Below are 18,518 nucleotides of genomic sequence, written 5' to 3'. Positions count from 1 at the left end.
AAGGGGATATGATCCGAAAAAAACAGCGTCTACGCAAAACGTTCTTTAAGTTGTTCTGCCACACATTCAGGGACAAACGCGCCGTAGTCACCCCCCATTTTTGCGATTTGACGCACCAAAGTGGCGGTAATCGGGCGCATCTGCGGCGAAGAGGGTAAAAACACAGTTTTCACCTCTGGCGCCATCGCGCCATTCATGCCTGCCATCTGCATCTCGTAGTTAAGATCGGTGCTGTCCCGCAAACCACGCACAAGAATACGGCTCCCCGCCGCTTTTGCAGCTTCAATGACCAACCCATCAAAAGAGATGGTCGTCACGCGCGCGCCCTCGCGCGCCCCAAAATGGTCACGGCACACCCGCGCAATCATATCGCGTCGCTCCTCAAAGCTGAACAGCGGCACTTTGCCCGGGTGAACACCAATGGCAACAATCACCTCATCAGCAAGTGTCAGAGACTGCTCAATAATATCCAGATGACCAAATGTTAGTGGGTCAAATGACCCGGGATACAACGCTGTGCGCGACATGGCTCCTCCTTACCCGCAGTATGCCCATTTGCCTCCCAGCATAACCCTATTGAAAAAGGGGGCAAAAGCCCCCTTTAAGTCTCAGGGTTTATCCAAGACGTGTTTACTCGGCTTCCGGCGCAGGCGTGCCCGCGCCCTCAGCAGGTGCAACCTCGCCTTCAACAGGTGCAGCGTCAGCGTCCTCACCTTTATCTTCCACTTCAGGAATACGCTCCACCGAGACAACACTCTCATCAGCAGCCGTCTTGAAGACAATCACCCCTTGAGTTGAGCGCCCGGCAATGCGGATACCCTCGACCGGACAACGGATCAACTGCCCGCCATCAGTAACCAGCATGATTTCGTCACCGCCCTCAACCTGGAACGAAGCAACAAGTGGCCCGTTGCGTTCATTCACCGCCATGGCTGTGATCCCTTTGCCGCCGCGCCCTGTGGTGCGATACTCAAAGGAAGAGGTGCGCTTGCCATAACCATTTTGCGAGATCGTCAAAATGGTTTCTTCCGCATCCTGCATGGCCGCAATGCGCTCTTCTGAAAGCAGAGCAACCGCTTCACTCTCGCCCTCGGCCTCATCGCTGCCGTTTGCGCGTGACATTTTCATAAACGCTGTGCGCTCATCCGCCTCGCAGTCAAAATGCTTGAGGATCGCCATGGAGATAACCTTATCTCCCTCAGCCAGATTGATACCGCGCACACCAACAGAATTACGGCTGTTAAACACCCGAACATCTGTGGTTGCAAAGCGGATACACTGGCCCGCGGCAGACGTCAGCAGCACATCATCATCTTCGGTGCAGGTCATAACGTTAACAATGCCATCGCCCTCATCAAGCTTCATGGCGATTTTGCCGTTCTTGTTGATCTGGGCAAAATCGGAGAGCTTGTTTCGACGCACCGTACCGCGCGTGGTGGAGAACATCACATCCAGCTCGCCCCAGCTTTCCTCGTTTTCCGGCAAAGGCAAAATAGAGGTAATACGCTCGCCCTGCTCCAGAGGCAGCAGGTTCACCAGCGCATTGCCGCGCGCTTGCGGGCTTGAAAGCGGCAGGCGCCAGACTTTCATTTTATAGGCAATGCCGCGCGATGAGAAGAACAACACCGGTGTATGCGTATTGGCAACGAATAGACGCGTGACGAAATCCTCGTCCTTGGTCGACATGCCAGAGCGGCCCTTACCGCCCCGGCGCTGCGCCCGGTAGGTATCCAGCGGCACGCGCTTGATGTAGCCACCATGCGACACCGTCACCACCATATCTTCACGGGCAATCAGATCTTCATCATCCAGATCCCCGCCACCATCAGTAATCTCTGTCCGGCGCGGTGTAGCGAATTCGTTCTTCACCTCTTCCAGCTCTTCACGCACAATGCGCTGCACCCGTTCGCGGGAGCGCAGAATATCAAGATAATCCTTGATCTCTGCTGCAAGCTTATCCAACTCCGCTTCGATTTCATCGCGACCAATGGCGGTCAAACGCTGCAAGCGCAGATCCAAGATCGCTCGCGCCTGATCTTCAGAAAGGCGGAACGTCCCCTCCGCCGAAATCGCATAGCGCGGATCATCAATAAGCTGAATAAGCGGCGCAATATCGCTGGCAGGCCAGTCACGGGCCATCAACTGCGCCCGAGCGGTTGCCGGATCCGGCGCACTGCGGATAAGCTTGATAACCTCGTCAATATTGGCAGTTGCCACCGCCAGACCAACCAGAACATGCGCTCGATCCCGCGCCTTGGCCAATAGGAACCGCGTACGCCGCCCGACAACTTCCTCACGGAAACTAACAAAAGCCAGCAACATATCACGCAACGTGAGCTGTTGCGGCCGCCCGCCATTCAGCGCCACCATATTTGCGCCGAAAGACTGTTGCAGCTGTGAGAAGCGGTAGAGCTGGTTGAGCACCACATCAGGCACTGCATCGCGCTTCAGCTCGATCACCACCCGCATACCCTGACGATCAGACTCATCACGAATGTCGGAGATGCCTTCGATGCGTTTTTCGCGCACCAGCTCGGCGATCTTCTCGATCATCGAGGCTTTGTTCACCTGATACGGAATCTCGGAGATAATTAGCGCAAACCGGCCAGAGCGGATCTCTTCCGTCTCCACCTTACCGCGCATGATCACAGAGCCACGGCCATTTTCGTAGGCCGATTTAATTCCGGCACGCCCAAGGATCAAACCACCCGTTGGGAAATCCGGCCCCGGAACGATCTCCATCAGCTCCGGCAGGCTCATGTCTGGCCGTTCAATCAAGGCAATGGCAGCGTCCACCACCTCCCCCAAATTGTGCGGGGGAATATTGGTAGCCATACCAACGGCAATACCACCGGCACCATTCACCAACAGGTTGGGATAGCGCGCCGGCAACACCACCGGCTCGCTTTCAGAGCCATCATAGTTTTCTTGAAAATCTACGGTATTCTTGTCGATATCGCCCAGCTGTGTGTGGGAGACTTTCTCAAGACGACACTCGGTATAACGCATGGCCGCAGCAGGATCGCCGTCAACAGAGCCAAAGTTGCCCTGCCCGTCAATCAGCGGCAAGCGCATGGAGAAATCCTGCGCCATACGCACCAAGGCGTCATAGATCGCGCTATCGCCATGCGGGTGATACTTACCCATCACATCGCCGACCACACGGGCGGACTTTCTGTAGGGCTTATTGTACTCATAACCGTTTTCGTACATGGAGTACAAAATACGCCGGTGCACCGGCTTGAGCCCGTCCCGAACATCCGGTAGCGCACGCGAAACGATTACGCTCATCGCGTAATCAAGGTAGCTGCGCTTCATCTCATCGGTGATTGAAATGGGCTTAATATCGCTAGGTAACCCACCCGTTGGGGTCGTTTGATCCTGATCAGCCAAGGACTAGTCTCATCAATTGTTATATTCGGCAATTACATATATCCGATTCAATTCCCAGAACCAATTCAAAAGCCCTGTGCTTTTCTGTATAACTCCCCAAAAATGCGCAGGTTTCGCCCATTCATGACGAAATATCCGCAAGGACCTGCTCCCCCCTTTATCATTGGGCTGGCAATCGCCTGTCACCCCCTGTGAATCAGCGCAGAATCCCTTGCCAAAACTGCTTTTTTTCGCCAAGACAAACCATAGGGACCAAGAGCAATAGACACATAATCGGCAATGGAGCGCGAAATGCCCTTTGACTTTCTCTCAAATGCAGCGGCCATGCTGTTTGTCACCATTGATCCGATTGGTCTTGCGCCTGTGTTTTTGGCGGTCACCGTTGGCGCTTCGTCTAGCCAACGCCGCGCAGTGGCTCTGAAAGCGGTTGGCATTGCAGCCTTGATATTACTCGGCTTCTTTCTCGCTGGCCGCTCCCTTTTGCAGTTTATGGGCATTTCACAGGCAGCCTTCCAAGTCGCTGGCGGCCTGCTTCTTTTCATTATTGCTGTCGAAATGGTGTTTGAACACCGGCAGAAGCGCAAAGCCGAAAGCGCGGAAAAAACCACCGATGCGGGTGAAGATCACGCCAATGTTGCCGTGTTTCCGTTGGCAATTCCGCTAATCTCTGGTCCGGCAACTATCTCCGCCGTCATTCTGCTCTCCGGCGAGGCACCGGGAGTGAGCGGCCAATTTGGCCTTCTAGCGGTAATCGCCGCCGTGCTTGGCCTGTGTTTTATCGCCTTTTTACTCGCCGATAAAATCTCGGCCTATCTCGGCCCTACCCTGCAGATGATTATCACGCGCCTGTTTGGCGTACTGCTGGCAGCCCTTTCCGTGCAATTTGTCGCCGATGGCACCCGTTCGCTCATCGGCCTCTAGAGCCTCTCGATACGGCCACAGCGTTAGATTACCGCTTTGTGCTGTCACGCCTATGTAGTATCCCTCAAACCATCGTTCACGGTCTCAGGCTTTGAGTCGGACCAAGTATTCGGGGCATCTCATGGCTGCACAAGGCTCGAAAAAAGTCATATTCGCCGCCCTTGCGGGCAATACGCTTATTTCCATCACCAAATTTGCAGCCGCAGCCTACACAGGTTCAGCGGCTATGCTTTCTGAGGGCATTCACTCCCTTGTCGACACTGGCAATCAAGGCCTGCTTCTCTATGGCATGAAACGCGCCGCCCGCCCGGCTGACGCCAAACATCCCTTTGGCTATGGTCCCGAGCTTTATTTTTGGGCCTTCGTTGTCGCCATCATGATTTTTGCTGTTGGCGCTGGCATTTCCCTTTATGAGGGCTTTCAGAAAGTACTGCACCCGCATCCAATCGAATCCGCCTTTATCGCCTACCTTGTGCTAGGCGCCTCGATTATCTTCGAAGGCTGGGCATGGATGGTTGCCTACAAAGAGTTCGCTCGCACCCGTGGCAAACGTTCGCTGGTTAGCGCAGTTCGCGATTCCAAAGACCCGACAGTATTCACCGTTCTGTTTGAAGACACCGCTGCCATGCTAGGCCTGATCGTCGCCTTTATCGGCATCGCTGCTGGCCAATACTTTGCCATTCCATGGGCAGATGGCGCCGCTTCCATGCTCATCGGCGTCATTCTGGCGGTTACTGCTTGGGTTTTGGCCTACGAGACCAAAGGGCTACTGGTTGGCGAAACAGCCTCTGAAGAGACCAATGCAACCATTCGCAACATGTTGGAAGCGCCAGACGCGGTTGAGCATGTAAACGAGATGCGAACTCTTCACCTTGGTCCCAACGAAGTGCTGCTTGTTGCCTCATTGGACTTCGACAATACGCTGAGCGCGGAAAACGTGGAGCAAATCATCGCGGATCTTGCAAAACAAATAAAAGCGGAATTGCCCGTGGTACAGAGGATTTTCCTTGAAGCCCAAGCACGCAGCGAAGCTGCAGCTTAGCTCCACCTTTACAAGCCGGGGCGCTCGTTGTCAGCGCCCCAATCCACCCGGTCTCCAACCCTGATGCCAAGCTTCTTCGCCAGACCACCGTTGATCTCCAGCACGGCCACCACATCCCCTCGTGATGAAATGATTTTTTCCGAAAACGGCACCGCATTGGCCGCAATATGATGTACCCGGCGCTGCGCATCGATAAACAACAAATCAAGCGGCAAATAGGTGTTTTTCATCCAGAAGGTTTGTGGGCCAGCGTCCTCAAATACAAACAGCATACCCGCATTTGGTGCCAGCTGTTGGCGATACATCAAACCCCGCGCCCGCTCGGACGGGCTTTTCGCCACCTCCGCGGAGAAGTGGTGGACCTTGTTGTTAGAGCCGCTAATCCGCACGGCGACCACCGCCATTTTCTTCGACTGCTTCACACCATCATTATGCATGTTTGGCTTGGTTTGCGCTTGTAACGGCCCCAAAGTTGCGAGCACCGCGCATAAGCCAAGCAAAACCAACAATAAACGTGACAAACACCATTCCATAGATACAACAATCCAATACTTCGCGGGATCAATGCGACTGCGGGATATGCGTCCCTTCGCCCATGGGCCGCAGCTCCGCCGCCATGCGGCCCTTCGGCCCATGCCCGAAACGCACCTGAACTTTTTGCCCCGGGCGTAGCTCGGTAATTCCAAAGCGGCGCAGCGTCTCCATATGCACGAAAATGTCCTCACCGCCATCGCCCATTGTTAAAAAGCCAAAGCCCTTTACCCGGTTAAACCACTTCACTTCCGCTTCTAGAAATGGCGTCTCGGCAATGACCTGTACATGGGTGCGCGATGGTGGCAGCTGCGAGGGATGCACGGCAACGCTCTCATCCATAGACAGAATACGCAAGGCTTGCAAACCACGCGGCCGGTTGAGCACCTCGCAAACCACACGCGCACCCTCATATGCGGTCTGATAACCATCACGGCGCAAACATGTTACATGCAACAGCACATCCGGCATACCATTTTCAGGCTCGATAAATCCAAAGCCCTTGCCAATATCGAACCACTTTATCGAACCGGCAATTGTCAATACATCAAGAGATTCGTCTTCGTTAAGCCCCTCGGGAGAGACCAACTCAGGCGCTGTCTTTTCGACCATAGTGAGTGCCCCGAATTCTTCGCCGCATTTATCAATAGGCGCGCGCCGCAATTTGCCCCTGCCGCGCTCGCCCGACTTGATTCCACGAAATCAGAATATCAGCCAAAGCTGCGCGCAACAGAGCAAAGCGTTAAAAAAATATTAATGATCCCCTGCTGATTTACATAGCCTAGTTACAAGTATCAGTGCATTTCAGGAATAAACAGTGTTAATAATCAGTAGTTTCAGTAGCAATCGCTCGCGTTTTCTTTAGGTAACTCTTTATTTACTCCCTCAGGTTCTTGAAAAACAGCACACCGTGCCCTTGAATATGCTGGGCAACCGCTTACCTACGCATCAAGTACCCCCACATCTTCCTCTTAACAAAGGACATAACCTTGCGATACCTACATACAATGGTGCGCGTCAGCGATCTGGACGCTTCGATGGATTTTTACTGTAACAAGCTAGGCTTGCGCGAAATGCGCCGGATCGATAACGAGAAGGGCCGTTTCAGCTTGATCTTCCTAGCCGCGCCGGAAGACGAGGCAAGCGTGAAAGCTGGCAAGGCACCACTTCTGGAATTAACGTACAACTGGGACCCCGAAGACTACACCGGCGGACGCAATTTTGGCCATCTGGCCTTCGAAGTTGATGATATCTATCAGACTTGCGCAGACTTGCAGGCCGCGGGTGTGACCATCAACCGCCCGCCGCGCTGCGGGCACATGGCCTTTGTGCGCTCTCCCGATGGCATTTCGCTGGAACTTCTGCAAAAAGGCGAAGCTCTGGCACCAGCCGAACCATGGGCCTCCATGCCCAACACCGGCACGTGGTAAATCAGCCCAAACAACAGCCGCAGGATGCGCCGCTCGCCTCCTGCCTGTTAAAAAACTAAAATTACTATAAAAAACCACTTGCAAGGTAGAAAGGCTCAGCTTATAAGCCCTTCTACCGGCAGCGGAAACACCGCTCGCAAATGATCTAGGCGCCCATCGTCTAGCGGTTAGGACGCCGCCCTTTCACGGCGGAAACAGGGGTTCGATTCCCCTTGGGCGTACCATTTTTGGCAAGATTATTCTCCGGATACAAAGAACCCGCAGGCAATAGCCTAGACGGGTTTTTTGTGTGCTTTTTTGCACTTCCCATCTAGCACATTTCCACCAGTTGATACGGCTTCAATGAGACATCGGCGCAGATGTGGGCTGGTATGCCCCCTGATTCAAGAAAAGCCCATAAAAAAGCTGCTGTCTTGACAACAGCAGCTTACAGTTTTCAGATTATGCGCAGCCCTAGAATGGGATCTCATCATCCATTGCTCCGCCGCCGCCACCAAAGCCGCCGCCACCTTGCTGGCCACCACCTCCGAAGCTGCCGCCTTGCTGACCGCCGCCGCCGTAGCCGCCACCGTTGCCGCCACCGTTGCCATAATCATCGCCGCCACCAAAGCCGCCGCCACCTTGCTGGCCACCGCCCTCACCGCGACCATCAAGCATGGTCAGCGTAGAATTGAAGCCTTGTAGGACCACCTCGGTGGAGTAACGATCCTGCCCACTCTGATCCTGCCATTTGCGCGTTTGCAATTGCCCTTCTAGATAGACTTTAGAACCCTTGCGCAAATACTGCTCGGCAACCTTTGCCAAGCCTTCTGAAAAAACAACAACACGGTGCCATTCGGTTCGTTCGCGGCGCTCGCCGCTGTTACGATCCCGCCACGTTTCAGAGGTCGCAATGCGCAAGTTTACAATCGGGCGGCCATCCTGCGTGCGCCGGACTTCCGGATCGGCACCAAGATTGCCCACGAGAATAACTTTATTGACACTTCCCGCCATTTTTCTCTCCATTCACTGCGCTGCGACTTCTTCAGTGGCGCATTAAAAATTTGCTGCCGACCCTACGCGCTGCACCCCGCCTCTGGCAACTCTCCCTCTCCATGTTCGCCCATTGTCCCCACAAAACGGCAAGTCTTCCCGTCCTGTGAAGGGAAAAACCACAATGACCTACTTAATTTGCATTTCCCCGCAATGAAGTGACCCACTTCCCTTACATCTAGAGTCAACAGCTGCAAAAAAGCACTTGCACTTTTATAATGTTCTTCATACGTTCACATCAATCCGCAAGATATCGCAGAAAATCGCTGGTTTATTTATAAGGCCTCTATACATATGCATTGCTTGGTGAGAATGCGCGGACGGTTTGCAGGAGAAAATACAGTTGTGCAAGCGTCTCCCTCACCCATACAGATGACAGGAAGGCTCGAAGAGGATCGTTAGAATGGCACATTCGGGGCAGAAACATATTTCCGTGCGCGGGGCGCGCGAACATAATTTGAAAAATGTCGATCTGGATCTGCCCAGAGACGAACTAATTGTCATGACCGGACTTTCCGGCTCCGGCAAATCCTCCATGGCTTTCGACACGATCTACGCCGAGGGGCAGCGCCGATACGTAGAAAGCCTGTCTGCCTATGCCCGTCAATTTCTGGAGATGATGCAAAAGCCGGATGTTGACCAAATCGATGGCCTGTCTCCCGCGATCTCCATCGAGCAAAAAACCACCTCGCGCAATCCGCGCTCCACAGTGGGCACCGTCACCGAAATCTACGATTACATGCGGTTGTTGTTTGCGCGGGTTGGCGTACCTTATTCCCCGGCAACCGGCCTGCCGATCGAGAGTCAAACGGTAAGCCAAATGGTCGACCGCGTGTTGGAGCTGGAAGAAGGTACCCGCCTTTACCTTATGGCGCCGATCGTACGCGGACGCAAAGGCGAGTTTAAGAAAGAACTCGCCGAACTGATGAAAAAGGGGTTCCAGCGTCTCAAGATCGACGGCACTTTCTACGAGATTGCCGAGGCTCCGGCTCTGGATAAAAAATACAAGCACAATATCGATGTGGTTGTGGATCGTCTCGTGGTGCGCGAGGATATGGCTGGCCGATTGGCCGATTCTCTGGAGACAGCTTTGCAACTGGCAGAAGGTCTGGCAACGCTGGAATTTGCCGACAAGACCAATGCGAAGGGCGATCCGGAGCAACTGATTTTTTCAGAAAAGTTTGCATGCCCGGTCTCCGGCTTCACGATTCCGGAGATCGAGCCGCGGCTGTTCTCGTTTAACAACCCCTTCGGCGCCTGCCCCTCCTGTGATGGACTTGGTACCAAACTCGCCTTTGAGGCCGAGTTGGTGGTCCCCGATCAAAGTCTGTCGCTTGCAAAAGGAGCACTGGCCCCATGGGCAAAAACCGGCGCAACCTCCCCCTACTACACGCAGACACTGCAGTCGCTTTGCAAGCATTACGGAATGAGCATGGACACGTCGTGGCGCGAGCTACCTGACGATTTTAAGCAGATCCTGCTATACGGAACAGGCCGAACGAAAATCGCCCTCACTTATGATGATGGCACGCGCTCATACAAAACCGAGAAAACTTTCGAAGGTGTCATTGGCAACATTGAGCGGCGCTGGCGTGAAACCGACAGCCAGTGGGTGCGTGAGGAGCTTACACGCTTTCAATCGGATCACGCCTGCGATGCCTGTAACGGCTACCGTCTGAAACCGGAGGCGCTTGCTGTAAAAATCACTGATAAGCATATTGGCGAGCTCACTGGCCTGTCAATCGGTAAGGCCTTGAACTTCTTTGCACAGTTAGAGCCCCGCCTATCTGCCAAGCAAAGGGAAATCGCAACTCGCATCCTAAAGGAAATCCGAGAACGCCTAAAGTTTCTTAATGATGTCGGGTTGGAGTACCTCTCGCTTGACCGTGCCTCAGGCACTCTGTCTGGCGGGGAAAGCCAGCGTATTCGTCTGGCCTCGCAAATCGGCTCTGGTCTCACCGGCGTGCTCTATGTTCTTGACGAACCTTCCATCGGCCTGCATCAGCGTGACAACGCCCGCCTTTTGGAAACTTTGAAGCACCTGCGCGATTTAGGCAACACCGTTGTCGTTGTCGAGCACGACGAAGACGCAATTCTAACCGCAGACCATGTGGTTGACATCGGACCTGGCGCGGGCATTCATGGCGGCACCATCGTCGCGCAAGGGTCTCCCTCGCAAGTCATGGCCCACCCTAAGTCCTTGACCGGGCAATATTTGACAGGCCGCTTGAAAATAGAACGGCAAGGTGCACGCCGCAAACCCAAGAAGGACCGAATGTTGAAGGTTTTCGGTGCCCGCGGCAACAACCTGAAAAACATCGATGTACAGATCCCTCTGGGCACATTTACCTGCGTCACCGGTGTTTCCGGCGGCGGCAAATCTACCTTCCTCATTGACACTGTCTACAAGTCAGCAGCCCGCCAGCTCAATGGCGCTCGCGGCAATCCCGCGCCCCACGATCGAATTGAGGGGTTTGAACATCTCGACAAAGTGATCGACATCGATCAGTCGCCGATTGGCCGCACCCCGCGTTCAAACCCAGCCACCTACACCGGTGCGTTCACACCAATTCGAGAATGGTTTGCCGGCTTGCCAGAAGCGAAAGCGCGCGGTTACGCCCCCGGACGTTTTTCGTTCAACGTCAAAGGCGGACGCTGCGAGGCTTGTCAGGGGGACGGCGTCATCAAAATCGAAATGCACTTCCTGCCAGACGTCTATGTCACCTGCGATGTTTGCAAAGGCAAGCGCTACAACCGTGAAACTTTGGAGGTGCAATTCAAGGGCAAGTCCATCGCCGATGTTTTGGATATGACCGTAGAAGAGGGGCGCGAGTTCTTTTCCGCTGTCCCTTCTATTCGCGACAAGATGGAGACCCTCGTCCGCGTTGGCCTTGGCTATATCAAGGTGGGCCAGCAGGCAACCACGCTCTCTGGCGGGGAAGCACAGCGCATCAAGCTGGCCAAAGAGCTTTCCAAACGCTCCACCGGGCGAACCCTATATATTTTGGATGAGCCAACCACCGGCCTACACTTCCATGATGTGGCCAAACTATTGGAAGTTTTGCAAGAGCTGGCAGATCAGGGTAACACAGTGTTGGTTATCGAGCACAATCTGGAAGTGGTCAACACAGCAGACTGGGTGATTGACCTTGGGCCGGAGGGCGGCGACGGCGGCGGGACGGTCGTCGCCTGCGGCGCTCCTGAAAAACTAAGCCAAGTCAAAGAAAGCTACACCGGCCAGTTCTTAGCAGAGCTCAATGAGCGCCGCCAACAAGCCGAAATTGTATTACAGGAAACGCAAAGTAAGACAGCATAGCCCTTTGGCTGCGCAAAGTTCGATTTTGTGAAATCGAGTGAATGAGGCCCCGGATCCAGGGGCCTTTTTCCATTTAAGAGTGCGAAACATGCAAAACAGACCCGTGAAATGCCTTAGGACTACGAAGAAAACCAAGACGAATTTTGCCATAGTCAGGCATGCGTTTCACGCAATGATATACGACGGTTTCACGTGATTTATAGCACAATCAGCAGTTTGTTTAGATAATATCCCGTAGGCTTTACGTTTAAGCTATGCATTTTTTGCGCAGCTGACATGCGCAAAAAGGGAGTTCACAGCATCGCAGTGCATGGGTATAAACACCTCAAGAGCGACGGAGACCTCCTCCCAATCATCTTCGTCACTCCCCCAGAGCTTCAGGCGACACCTCCTCCTCCCAAGTCGCTTCGGAGCCTTTCGCAGAGATGATTTTCCTCCCAAATCTCTGCGCCTATTTTGAAGCGCTCGTCGGACCTCCCACCGACGGGCGCTTTAAAACTTTTAAACTAGGATTTCAGCAAACCTTTATAGCATCCAGATAGTATTCCAGCGCATCTCGGCCCAGCTGTATTCTCTACCCTGTCACAGCAAAAGATTTAGCCCAGATCTGCGGCTGTAATCGCCCGCCACCTTTTAAGGGGCAGGATGTCAGGGGCTTGCCCGTTTCCCAGCCGCCAGCTGTCCACCGCAAACAACGCACCGCTTTCGTTCTCTTTGATAACAGCCGTAGCATGGGGGTAGCGGCCATCCAAAAAGAAACCACGCGCATCCGGGCGCTCAACAGTGTGATAACGCAACATGCCCTTGCGCTGCGCATAGAGCAAAAGGCTGGTGGTGTTGGCGGCCTCGTCAATACAGTCCAGCTGCCCGCGCTGGCCACCATTTTGCATGTCGAGGCCGCCAACATCGCCCGCTGAACCCACACTGGCAGCCACCCGCTTTTCTTGCCAGCTCACAGCTTTGGCAATCGCTTTGCGTTCATTGCTGGCCGATGCGCGCCCTTTTGCCAAAATACTCCGCAACCGACGCTCCGCTTTGGCCTCAAACATTACCGGCTGCGTGTAGGCGCAACCAAAGCCATGGCAGATATAAAGGCGCTCCCCTTTTGGTTGCTGCGCCGACATCTGCTCATACCACTGCGCAATCGAGCCATGCCCACTGCTTTGGCATGCGCACACCATTGCACAGATGGCACTGACAACCGCCAGTCTCGAACTCTGCAAATCACTTACCCCTTATTTCTTAAGGGCCATCGCCCGCCAAGACTTGTGTCGGCCCCTCAAGAAACTGCAAAAAGCACATTGAAACCAAACCAAAGGCGCGTTAAGCAGTGCCTCAACTTACGAGGCTGCGCCGCCCGCTTCAAGCCCCAAAACCTTTTGGCAAGGCGTGGCGCAAAGGCCTCCAAAACAGCAAACTGGATACGCATGAGATGAGCAAGCAACCCATCCATATCATTGGCGGCGGACTGGCAGGCAGCGAGGCCGCGTGGCAGATTGCCCGCAAAGGCCTCAACGTCGTGCTGCACGAGATGCGCCCTGTGCGTGGCACTGATGCTCACAAAACCGGTGATTTGGCAGAGTTGGTTTGTTCCAACTCATTCCGCTCTGATGATGCAGAAAACAATGCCGTGGGCTTGCTGCACGCCGAGCTGCGCGCCGCCGGATCTTTGATTATGCAAGCGGCAGATGCCAATCAGGTGCCAGCAGGCGGGGCCCTCGCCGTAGACCGTGATGGCTTCTCCGCCGCTGTGCAAGCAGCACTGGAAGACCACCCGCTTATCGAGATCCGCCGCGAGGAAGTGACCACCCTGCCAGCCGCGACCGAAGGTCTTGCGATTATCGCCAGTGGCCCGCTCACGTCTCCAGCCCTGTCAGAAGCGATCCTCGCAGCCAGTGAAGAAGATTCGCTGGCCTTCTTCGATGCCATCGCCCCAATCGTCCATACAGAAAGCATTGATATGGACAAAGCGTGGTATCAATCGCGCTATGACAAAGTCGGCCCCGGCGGTACGGGCAAGGATTACATCAACTGCCCCTTGGACAAAGAGCAGTACGAAGCCTTTATTGATGCCCTGATCGATGGCGATACCACCGACTTCAAGGAATGGGAGAAAAACACCCCATATTTTGACGGGTGCTTGCCGATCGAAGTGATGGCGGCCCGTGGCCGGGAGACCCTGCGTCACGGTCCGATGAAACCGATGGGCCTCACCAATGCCCATAGGCCCGATGAAAAACCCTACGCAGTGGTTCAATTGCGGCAGGATAACGCCTTGGGCACGCTCTATAATATGGTTGGTTTCCAAACCAAGTTAAAATATGGTGCGCAGGGCGACATCTTTAAAATGATCCCCGGGCTGGAAAACGCCCAGTTCGCCCGCCTTGGTGGCTTGCATCGCAACACATTCCTCAATTCGCCAAAGGTTCTGGATGGGCAACTGCGCCTTAAAGCACTGCCACACCTGCGTTTCGCCGGACAAATCACTGGCTGTGAAGGCTACGTTGAATCAACGGCCATCGGTTGCATTACCGGTCTGTTAACCGCCTTTGAAGTCCTCGGTCAGCAGATCGAAACGCCTCCTGTTACCTCCGCCTGCGGCGCGCTGGTAGCTCACATTACAGGGGGGCATTTGGCAGATGAAACCAGCGGCGGGCCCCGCTCGTTCCAACCCATGAACATCAACTTCGGCCTGCTGCCGCCCTTGGAGGAAATGCCAAAATCTCCGGATGGCAAGCGCTTGCGCGGCAAAGAAAAAACTCGTTTGAAAAAGCAGGTAATGGCCCGCCGTGGGCTGGAAGACTTCAAGGCATGGGTTGCTGACAAAATCGAGAGCAGCACCACCGAACCGGCCTAAATCAATTGGTATCAGCGACGTAAGCTGGACAAAAAAGAGGCGGCCCAAGGACCGCCTCTTTTTCTATTAAAACTTCAACTGGCACGATACAGCGCCCAAAGCCGCCGCCAGCGCGCCGCGGGCGCCACCGGACCAAGCCGCTGTCCCGCTACTTCATAGGGCAATCGTTTGCCATAGAGTTTGAGCCACATGCGCACCAAGCCAAGCGAGCGAAATGCCGGCCGTACCCTGCTTGGCAACATACCTAGCGCCTCAGCCGCCTTTAGCGCGTGGCCCTGCGCATGGGTCAGCACCACTGCTCCAAGCTCTTGCATCTTTTTCGCATCACGGCAGCCAAGCAGTTGAGCGCTATCAAGCCCGGCTTTTTCTAAAAACTCCGATGGTACATAAACCTGCCGCCGCGCCACCTGCCACGGCAGGTTTTGCAACAACTGCAGGCTGCCATAGGCCACCCCCGCATGCCCGCTGGCATCTGCCAGTTCTTTGGCAAGCGCCTGATCGCCTTGACCTGCCTCTTTTAACAGGACCATAGCCGCGAGCTGAAACAACACAGAGACTGTTTCGCCGCAATAGCCTTCAAAGCTGGTGAGATCGCCAATCGGATCATTGTAAAGATCAAACCGCCGCGCCTCGGCCAACTGCACCAGAGGAGCGCGTGGCAATGCATAACGGCGGCATGTGTCCAGCAGTGCAGCGGCAGCCGGATTGGCCTCCACATTGCCATGCCCGCGCCCTTCCAGCGCATCTACCCACCATTGCAGGCGGATTTCACCGGGCATCGGTTCGCTCACCAACTCCTTGATGCGCGCAAGCTCCGCATTGTAGGCATAAAGCGCCCAAAGAGCTGGCTGAGCAGATGAGGGGGCAAACAGGGTCGCGCCATAGCGATCAAAATCCGCCTCGCGCAGTAAATTGCGACAATACTCGCTGGCATCATGCGTCATGAATTCCATCCCGCGTTCGCTGGCAATCTCTTGTGTAATGAAACAGAACGCCGTTTATTCAACGGCGATTAGCGCGCAGGCAACTGCCCGGTCTTCATTAAGCAGCACATTGTAAGTGCGCAGGGCAGCGCCGGTAGACATGCTGTCCACCATTATCCCTTGCTCGCGAAAAGGCGCTTTGCGGGCCTCGGCAAATGGCAACAGCCTGTCACCAGCTCCGATAAGCAGGACTTCGATTTGTGCAGCCTCACGCAGCACTGGCACCAGATCATCATCTGCGATGTCATCAAACTGTGTTGGCCCCCAACCATAAATGCCAGAGGGCAAACACAACAGCGAGCCGCGGTGCGACATGTCGGCAAAGCGGAAGCCACCATCCCCATAGGCATCGATCTGTACCTGCTGGGGAAAGTGAGCATCGAGCCGAACCATTTTCTCACCGCGACTTGCCATAGTTTTCTCCAAATCGATCGCGTTAGGCTGTTGCCTTGCCGCTATCCTTGTCTTCTGTGCCGTCTTTGTCTTCACCGCTAAACACACTGGTTCGCAGACCAAGCAGAATAAGCAGTGGAGCCGCTAGGAAGATAGAGGAGTATGTGCCCACAACCACGCCGATAATCATCGCCAGAACGAAGGACTGAATCACTTCGCCGCCGAAGAAATACAGCGCCAACAACGCCAACAGCGTTGTGACCGATGTCATGGTGGTACGGGACAGGGTCTCGTTGATCGACAGATCAAGCAAGTCTTCCAGCTTCATCTTCTTATAACGGCGCAAATTCTCGCGAATGCGATCATAAACAACCACTGTATCGTTCAGCGAATAACCGATAATGGTTAGCACCGCCGCGATACTCGACAGGGAAAAGTCGATCTGGAACAGAGAGAAGAAGCCGATGGTGAACAGAATATCGTTGAAGGTGGTGATAATCGCCCCAACGGCAAACTGCCACTCAAAGCGGAACCAGATGTAGAACAGGATCATCACCAGCGACAAGCCAACAGCCAGCAGGCCCTTGTTAGCAAGCTCACCGGAGACCCGCGGCCCGACAACTTCCGTCCGGCGGAACTCGTAGGCATCGCTCAAAGCGCCGCGTACTTTGGTGATCACTTCTTGCTGGCTGTCTTCCGCCTCGCCCTGATGCTCGATGCGGATCAGCACCTCTTCAGGCTCACCAAATTCCTGCACCTGTACATCGCCAAGCTGCAAGCTGCCAAGCGTCGCGCGCACCTGAGAAAGATCAGCAGGCCCCTGCTTGGAGCGGATCTCGATGAGTGAACCACCTTTAAAGTCGATACCATAGTTAAGCCCGACCATGACAAACATCAGCACCGCAGCCACTGCGATAATCGCAGAGGCCGGGAAGGACAGCACCCGCCAACGCATAAAACGATAGCTGGTTTTGGCCGGAACCAATCGTAAAAGTTTCATTGTTTCACTCCTAGATTGGTAACTTGCTAGGCCGACGACGACGCACCCAAAGGGCGATCAACAACCGCGACACGGTAAACGCAGAGAACACAGTGGTGAACAAACCAACCATCAGCGTGACCGAGAAGCCTTTCACAGGGCCAGTTCCGATGAAGAACAGGATCACCGCCGCAATCAGCGTGGTGATGTTTGCATCCAAAATGGTGCCAAGTGCCCGTTGGAAACCCGCATCAATGGAGCCAAGCGCTGAACGCCCTGCCCGCGCTTCTTCGCGGATCCTCTCAAAGATCAACACATTGGCATCAACGGCCATACCAACGGTCAGCACAATACCGGCAATACCCGGCAGGGTCAGCGTCGCTTGCAACATTGTCAGTACTGCAAACAGCAGCACCACATTCACCGCCAGCGCAATATTGGCAAACACACCAAACAGCCCGTAGGAGGCAATCATGTAGATGACAACCAGTGCCGCGCCAATAAGCGCTGCAATCTTACCTGCCTCGATGGAATCTTGCCCAAGACCCGGCCCCACAGAGCGCTCTTCCATAACCGTCAGCTTGGCTGGCAATGCCCCAGCGCGCAGCAGCACCGCCAGATCATTTGCGCTTTGCACCGAGAAACTGCCGGAGATGGTACCCGAACCACCGGTAATCGGCTCGCGGATCACCGGAGCGGTAATCACCGTGTTATCAAGCACAATCGCAAACCGGCGGCCGGTGTTCTCGCGTGTCACCTTGGCAAACTTACGTGCGCCAGTCAGGTCAAAACGGAAATTCACCACCGGTTCGTTGTTGCGCTGATCAAATGCCGCCTGCGCGTCTTCCAGTTCGTCACCGGTCAGCAAGGGCGTTTTATCAAGCAGGTACGGAATGTTATCTTCCGCGCCCATCACCACATGTGTCCCCACAGGTGGCCGGCCATTCAGCGCCTGAGTGCCACTCATACGCTCGTCGACCAAGTGGAAGGTCATCTGCGCTGTCTGGCCGATCACATTCTTCAAGCGCTGCGGATCGCTCTCACCCGGTGCTTCCACCAGAATACGATCACTGCCTTGCTTTTGAATGCTCGGCTCGGTGGTCCCCAATTCATCAATACGGCGGCGGATCACCTCGATTGACTGGGCCACAACCGCGTTAAGGCGCATGTCCAGACCGTCTTCGGTGAAGGTCATGCGCGCCAAACCATCATCGCGCATATCAAGCGCAAATTCGTTGACAGAGGGGCCACCAAAACCGGTCGTTTGCGGGTTCAGCAAGCCTTCCAGACGCTTGCGCGCTTCGCTCACGTCCTGCGCATCACGAATGCGCACCTGTACAGCACCTTCAACAACTCCAAGACCGGTGTAGCCAATGCGAGGCTTCTCGCGCAAAGCGCGGCGGATAGATCCCTCAAGCTGCTGATATTGTTTCACCTTGTAGTCGTCTTTATCGACTTCGTAGAGCAGATATGCCCCGCCTTGCAGGTCAAGGCCCAGCACTACTTGTTTAGCTGGCAGAAAATCTGGCCAGCTCCTCAAGCTTTCGCTGGATAAAAAGTTGGGTAGAGTCGTCAACAACCCACCCAGCACCACAAGTACAATTGTGGTAATCTTCCATCGGGAAAAATAAAGCATAGCAA

General features: G+C 54.6%; 15 protein-coding genes and 1 tRNA gene. 6 read left to right on the top strand and 10 right to left on the bottom strand.

The window, feature by feature from the left end; all coding sequences use genetic code 11:
• Positions 1 to 29: 29 nt before the first annotated feature.
• Together coaD and gyrA are read right to left on the bottom strand one after the other, a co-directional pair.
• Positions 30 to 527 (bottom strand): pantetheine-phosphate adenylyltransferase, encoded by a 498-nt coding sequence (gene coaD / locus AYK82_RS14765; RefSeq protein ID WP_068317651.1) that lies wholly within the window; start codon positions 525 to 527, stop codon positions 30 to 32.
• Between the two features lie 103 nt (positions 528 to 630).
• Positions 631 to 3,318 (bottom strand): DNA gyrase subunit A, encoded by a 2,688-nt coding sequence (gyrA, locus tag AYK82_RS14760; RefSeq protein ID WP_208976514.1) that lies wholly within the window; start codon positions 3,316 to 3,318, stop codon positions 631 to 633.
• Between the two features lie 366 nt (positions 3,319 to 3,684).
• Here gyrA and AYK82_RS14755 point away from each other — a divergent pair, with 366 nt between their 5' ends.
• On the top strand, positions 3,685 to 4,314 hold the full coding sequence (locus AYK82_RS14755) for a MarC family protein (protein ID WP_068317694.1): 630 nt from the start codon (positions 3,685 to 3,687) through the stop codon (positions 4,312 to 4,314).
• A gap of 121 nt (positions 4,315 to 4,435) precedes the next feature.
• Positions 4,436 to 5,356 carry a cation diffusion facilitator family transporter gene (locus tag AYK82_RS14750; RefSeq protein WP_068317644.1) on the top strand — a complete coding sequence of 307 codons (921 nt, stop codon included), beginning with the start codon at positions 4,436 to 4,438 and terminating at the stop codon, positions 5,354 to 5,356.
• Between the two features lie 8 nt (positions 5,357 to 5,364).
• Here AYK82_RS14750 and AYK82_RS14745 read toward each other — a convergent pair whose 3' ends face one another.
• Positions 5,365 to 5,877, bottom strand: coding sequence for a DUF192 domain-containing protein (locus AYK82_RS14745; protein WP_172795253.1), 513 nt, complete (start codon positions 5,875 to 5,877; stop codon positions 5,365 to 5,367).
• Positions 5,878 to 5,917: 40 nt separating this feature from the next.
• Positions 5,918 to 6,499, bottom strand: coding sequence for a cold-shock protein (locus AYK82_RS14740; protein WP_068317640.1), 582 nt, complete (start codon positions 6,497 to 6,499; stop codon positions 5,918 to 5,920).
• Positions 6,500 to 6,876: 377 nt separating this feature from the next.
• On the opposite strand from AYK82_RS14740, the gene AYK82_RS14735 reads away from it, so the two are divergent.
• Together AYK82_RS14735 and AYK82_RS14730 are read left to right on the top strand one after the other, a co-directional pair.
• Positions 6,877 to 7,317 (top strand): VOC family protein, encoded by a 441-nt coding sequence (locus AYK82_RS14735; RefSeq protein ID WP_068317639.1) that lies wholly within the window; start codon positions 6,877 to 6,879, stop codon positions 7,315 to 7,317.
• 149 nt (positions 7,318 to 7,466) lie between these two features.
• A tRNA-Glu gene (locus tag AYK82_RS14730) sits at positions 7,467 to 7,541 on the top strand.
• Positions 7,542 to 7,770: 229 nt separating this feature from the next.
• Here the strand turns inward: AYK82_RS14730 and AYK82_RS14725 are convergent.
• Positions 7,771 to 8,310 carry a single-stranded DNA-binding protein gene (locus AYK82_RS14725; protein ID WP_068317636.1) on the bottom strand — a complete coding sequence of 180 codons (540 nt, stop codon included), beginning with the start codon at positions 8,308 to 8,310 and terminating at the stop codon, positions 7,771 to 7,773.
• Between the two features lie 442 nt (positions 8,311 to 8,752).
• On the opposite strand from AYK82_RS14725, the gene uvrA reads away from it, so the two are divergent.
• Entirely contained in the window at positions 8,753 to 11,665 is a 2,913-nt protein-coding gene (gene uvrA / locus AYK82_RS14720; RefSeq protein WP_068317632.1) for an excinuclease ABC subunit UvrA, read from the top strand.
• A 596-nt stretch (positions 11,666 to 12,261) separates the two neighbouring features.
• Here uvrA and AYK82_RS14715 read toward each other — a convergent pair.
• Complete coding sequence (locus tag AYK82_RS14715; protein WP_244265776.1) at positions 12,262 to 12,888, bottom strand: hypothetical protein; 627 nt, start codon at positions 12,886 to 12,888, stop codon at positions 12,262 to 12,264.
• A gap of 209 nt (positions 12,889 to 13,097) precedes the next feature.
• Here AYK82_RS14715 and trmFO point away from each other — a divergent pair, with 209 nt between their 5' ends.
• A complete protein-coding gene (gene trmFO / locus AYK82_RS14710; protein WP_082733974.1) occupies positions 13,098 to 14,522 on the top strand; it encodes a methylenetetrahydrofolate--tRNA-(uracil(54)-C(5))-methyltransferase (FADH(2)-oxidizing) TrmFO in 1,425 nt (474 codons plus the stop codon).
• Between the two features lie 74 nt (positions 14,523 to 14,596).
• Here trmFO and AYK82_RS14705 read toward each other — a convergent pair whose 3' ends face one another.
• From AYK82_RS14705 to secD, 4 genes are read right to left on the bottom strand one after another with little or no spacing between them, the layout of a single operon-like run.
• Positions 14,597 to 15,466 (bottom strand): phytoene/squalene synthase family protein, encoded by an 870-nt coding sequence (locus AYK82_RS14705; RefSeq protein ID WP_068317688.1) that lies wholly within the window; start codon positions 15,464 to 15,466, stop codon positions 14,597 to 14,599.
• A gap of 54 nt (positions 15,467 to 15,520) precedes the next feature.
• Complete coding sequence (locus AYK82_RS14700) at positions 15,521 to 15,919, bottom strand: Mth938-like domain-containing protein (RefSeq protein WP_068317629.1); 399 nt, start codon at positions 15,917 to 15,919, stop codon at positions 15,521 to 15,523.
• A 22-nt stretch (positions 15,920 to 15,941) separates the two neighbouring features.
• Positions 15,942 to 16,898, bottom strand: coding sequence for a protein translocase subunit SecF (gene secF / locus AYK82_RS18430; RefSeq protein ID WP_068317628.1), 957 nt, complete (start codon positions 16,896 to 16,898; stop codon positions 15,942 to 15,944).
• 10 nt (positions 16,899 to 16,908) lie between these two features.
• On the bottom strand, positions 16,909 to 18,513 hold the full coding sequence (secD, locus tag AYK82_RS18425) for a protein translocase subunit SecD (RefSeq protein WP_068317627.1): 1,605 nt from the start codon (positions 18,511 to 18,513) through the stop codon (positions 16,909 to 16,911).
• Between the last annotated feature and the right edge of the window lie 5 nt (positions 18,514 to 18,518).

It is taken from the genome of Polycladidibacter hongkongensis (assembly GCF_001561995.1).
In the GTDB taxonomy this organism is placed as follows: domain Bacteria; phylum Pseudomonadota; class Alphaproteobacteria; order Rhizobiales; family Stappiaceae; genus Pseudovibrio; species Pseudovibrio hongkongensis.
This window is presented reverse-complemented; position numbering and strand designations above follow the sequence as displayed.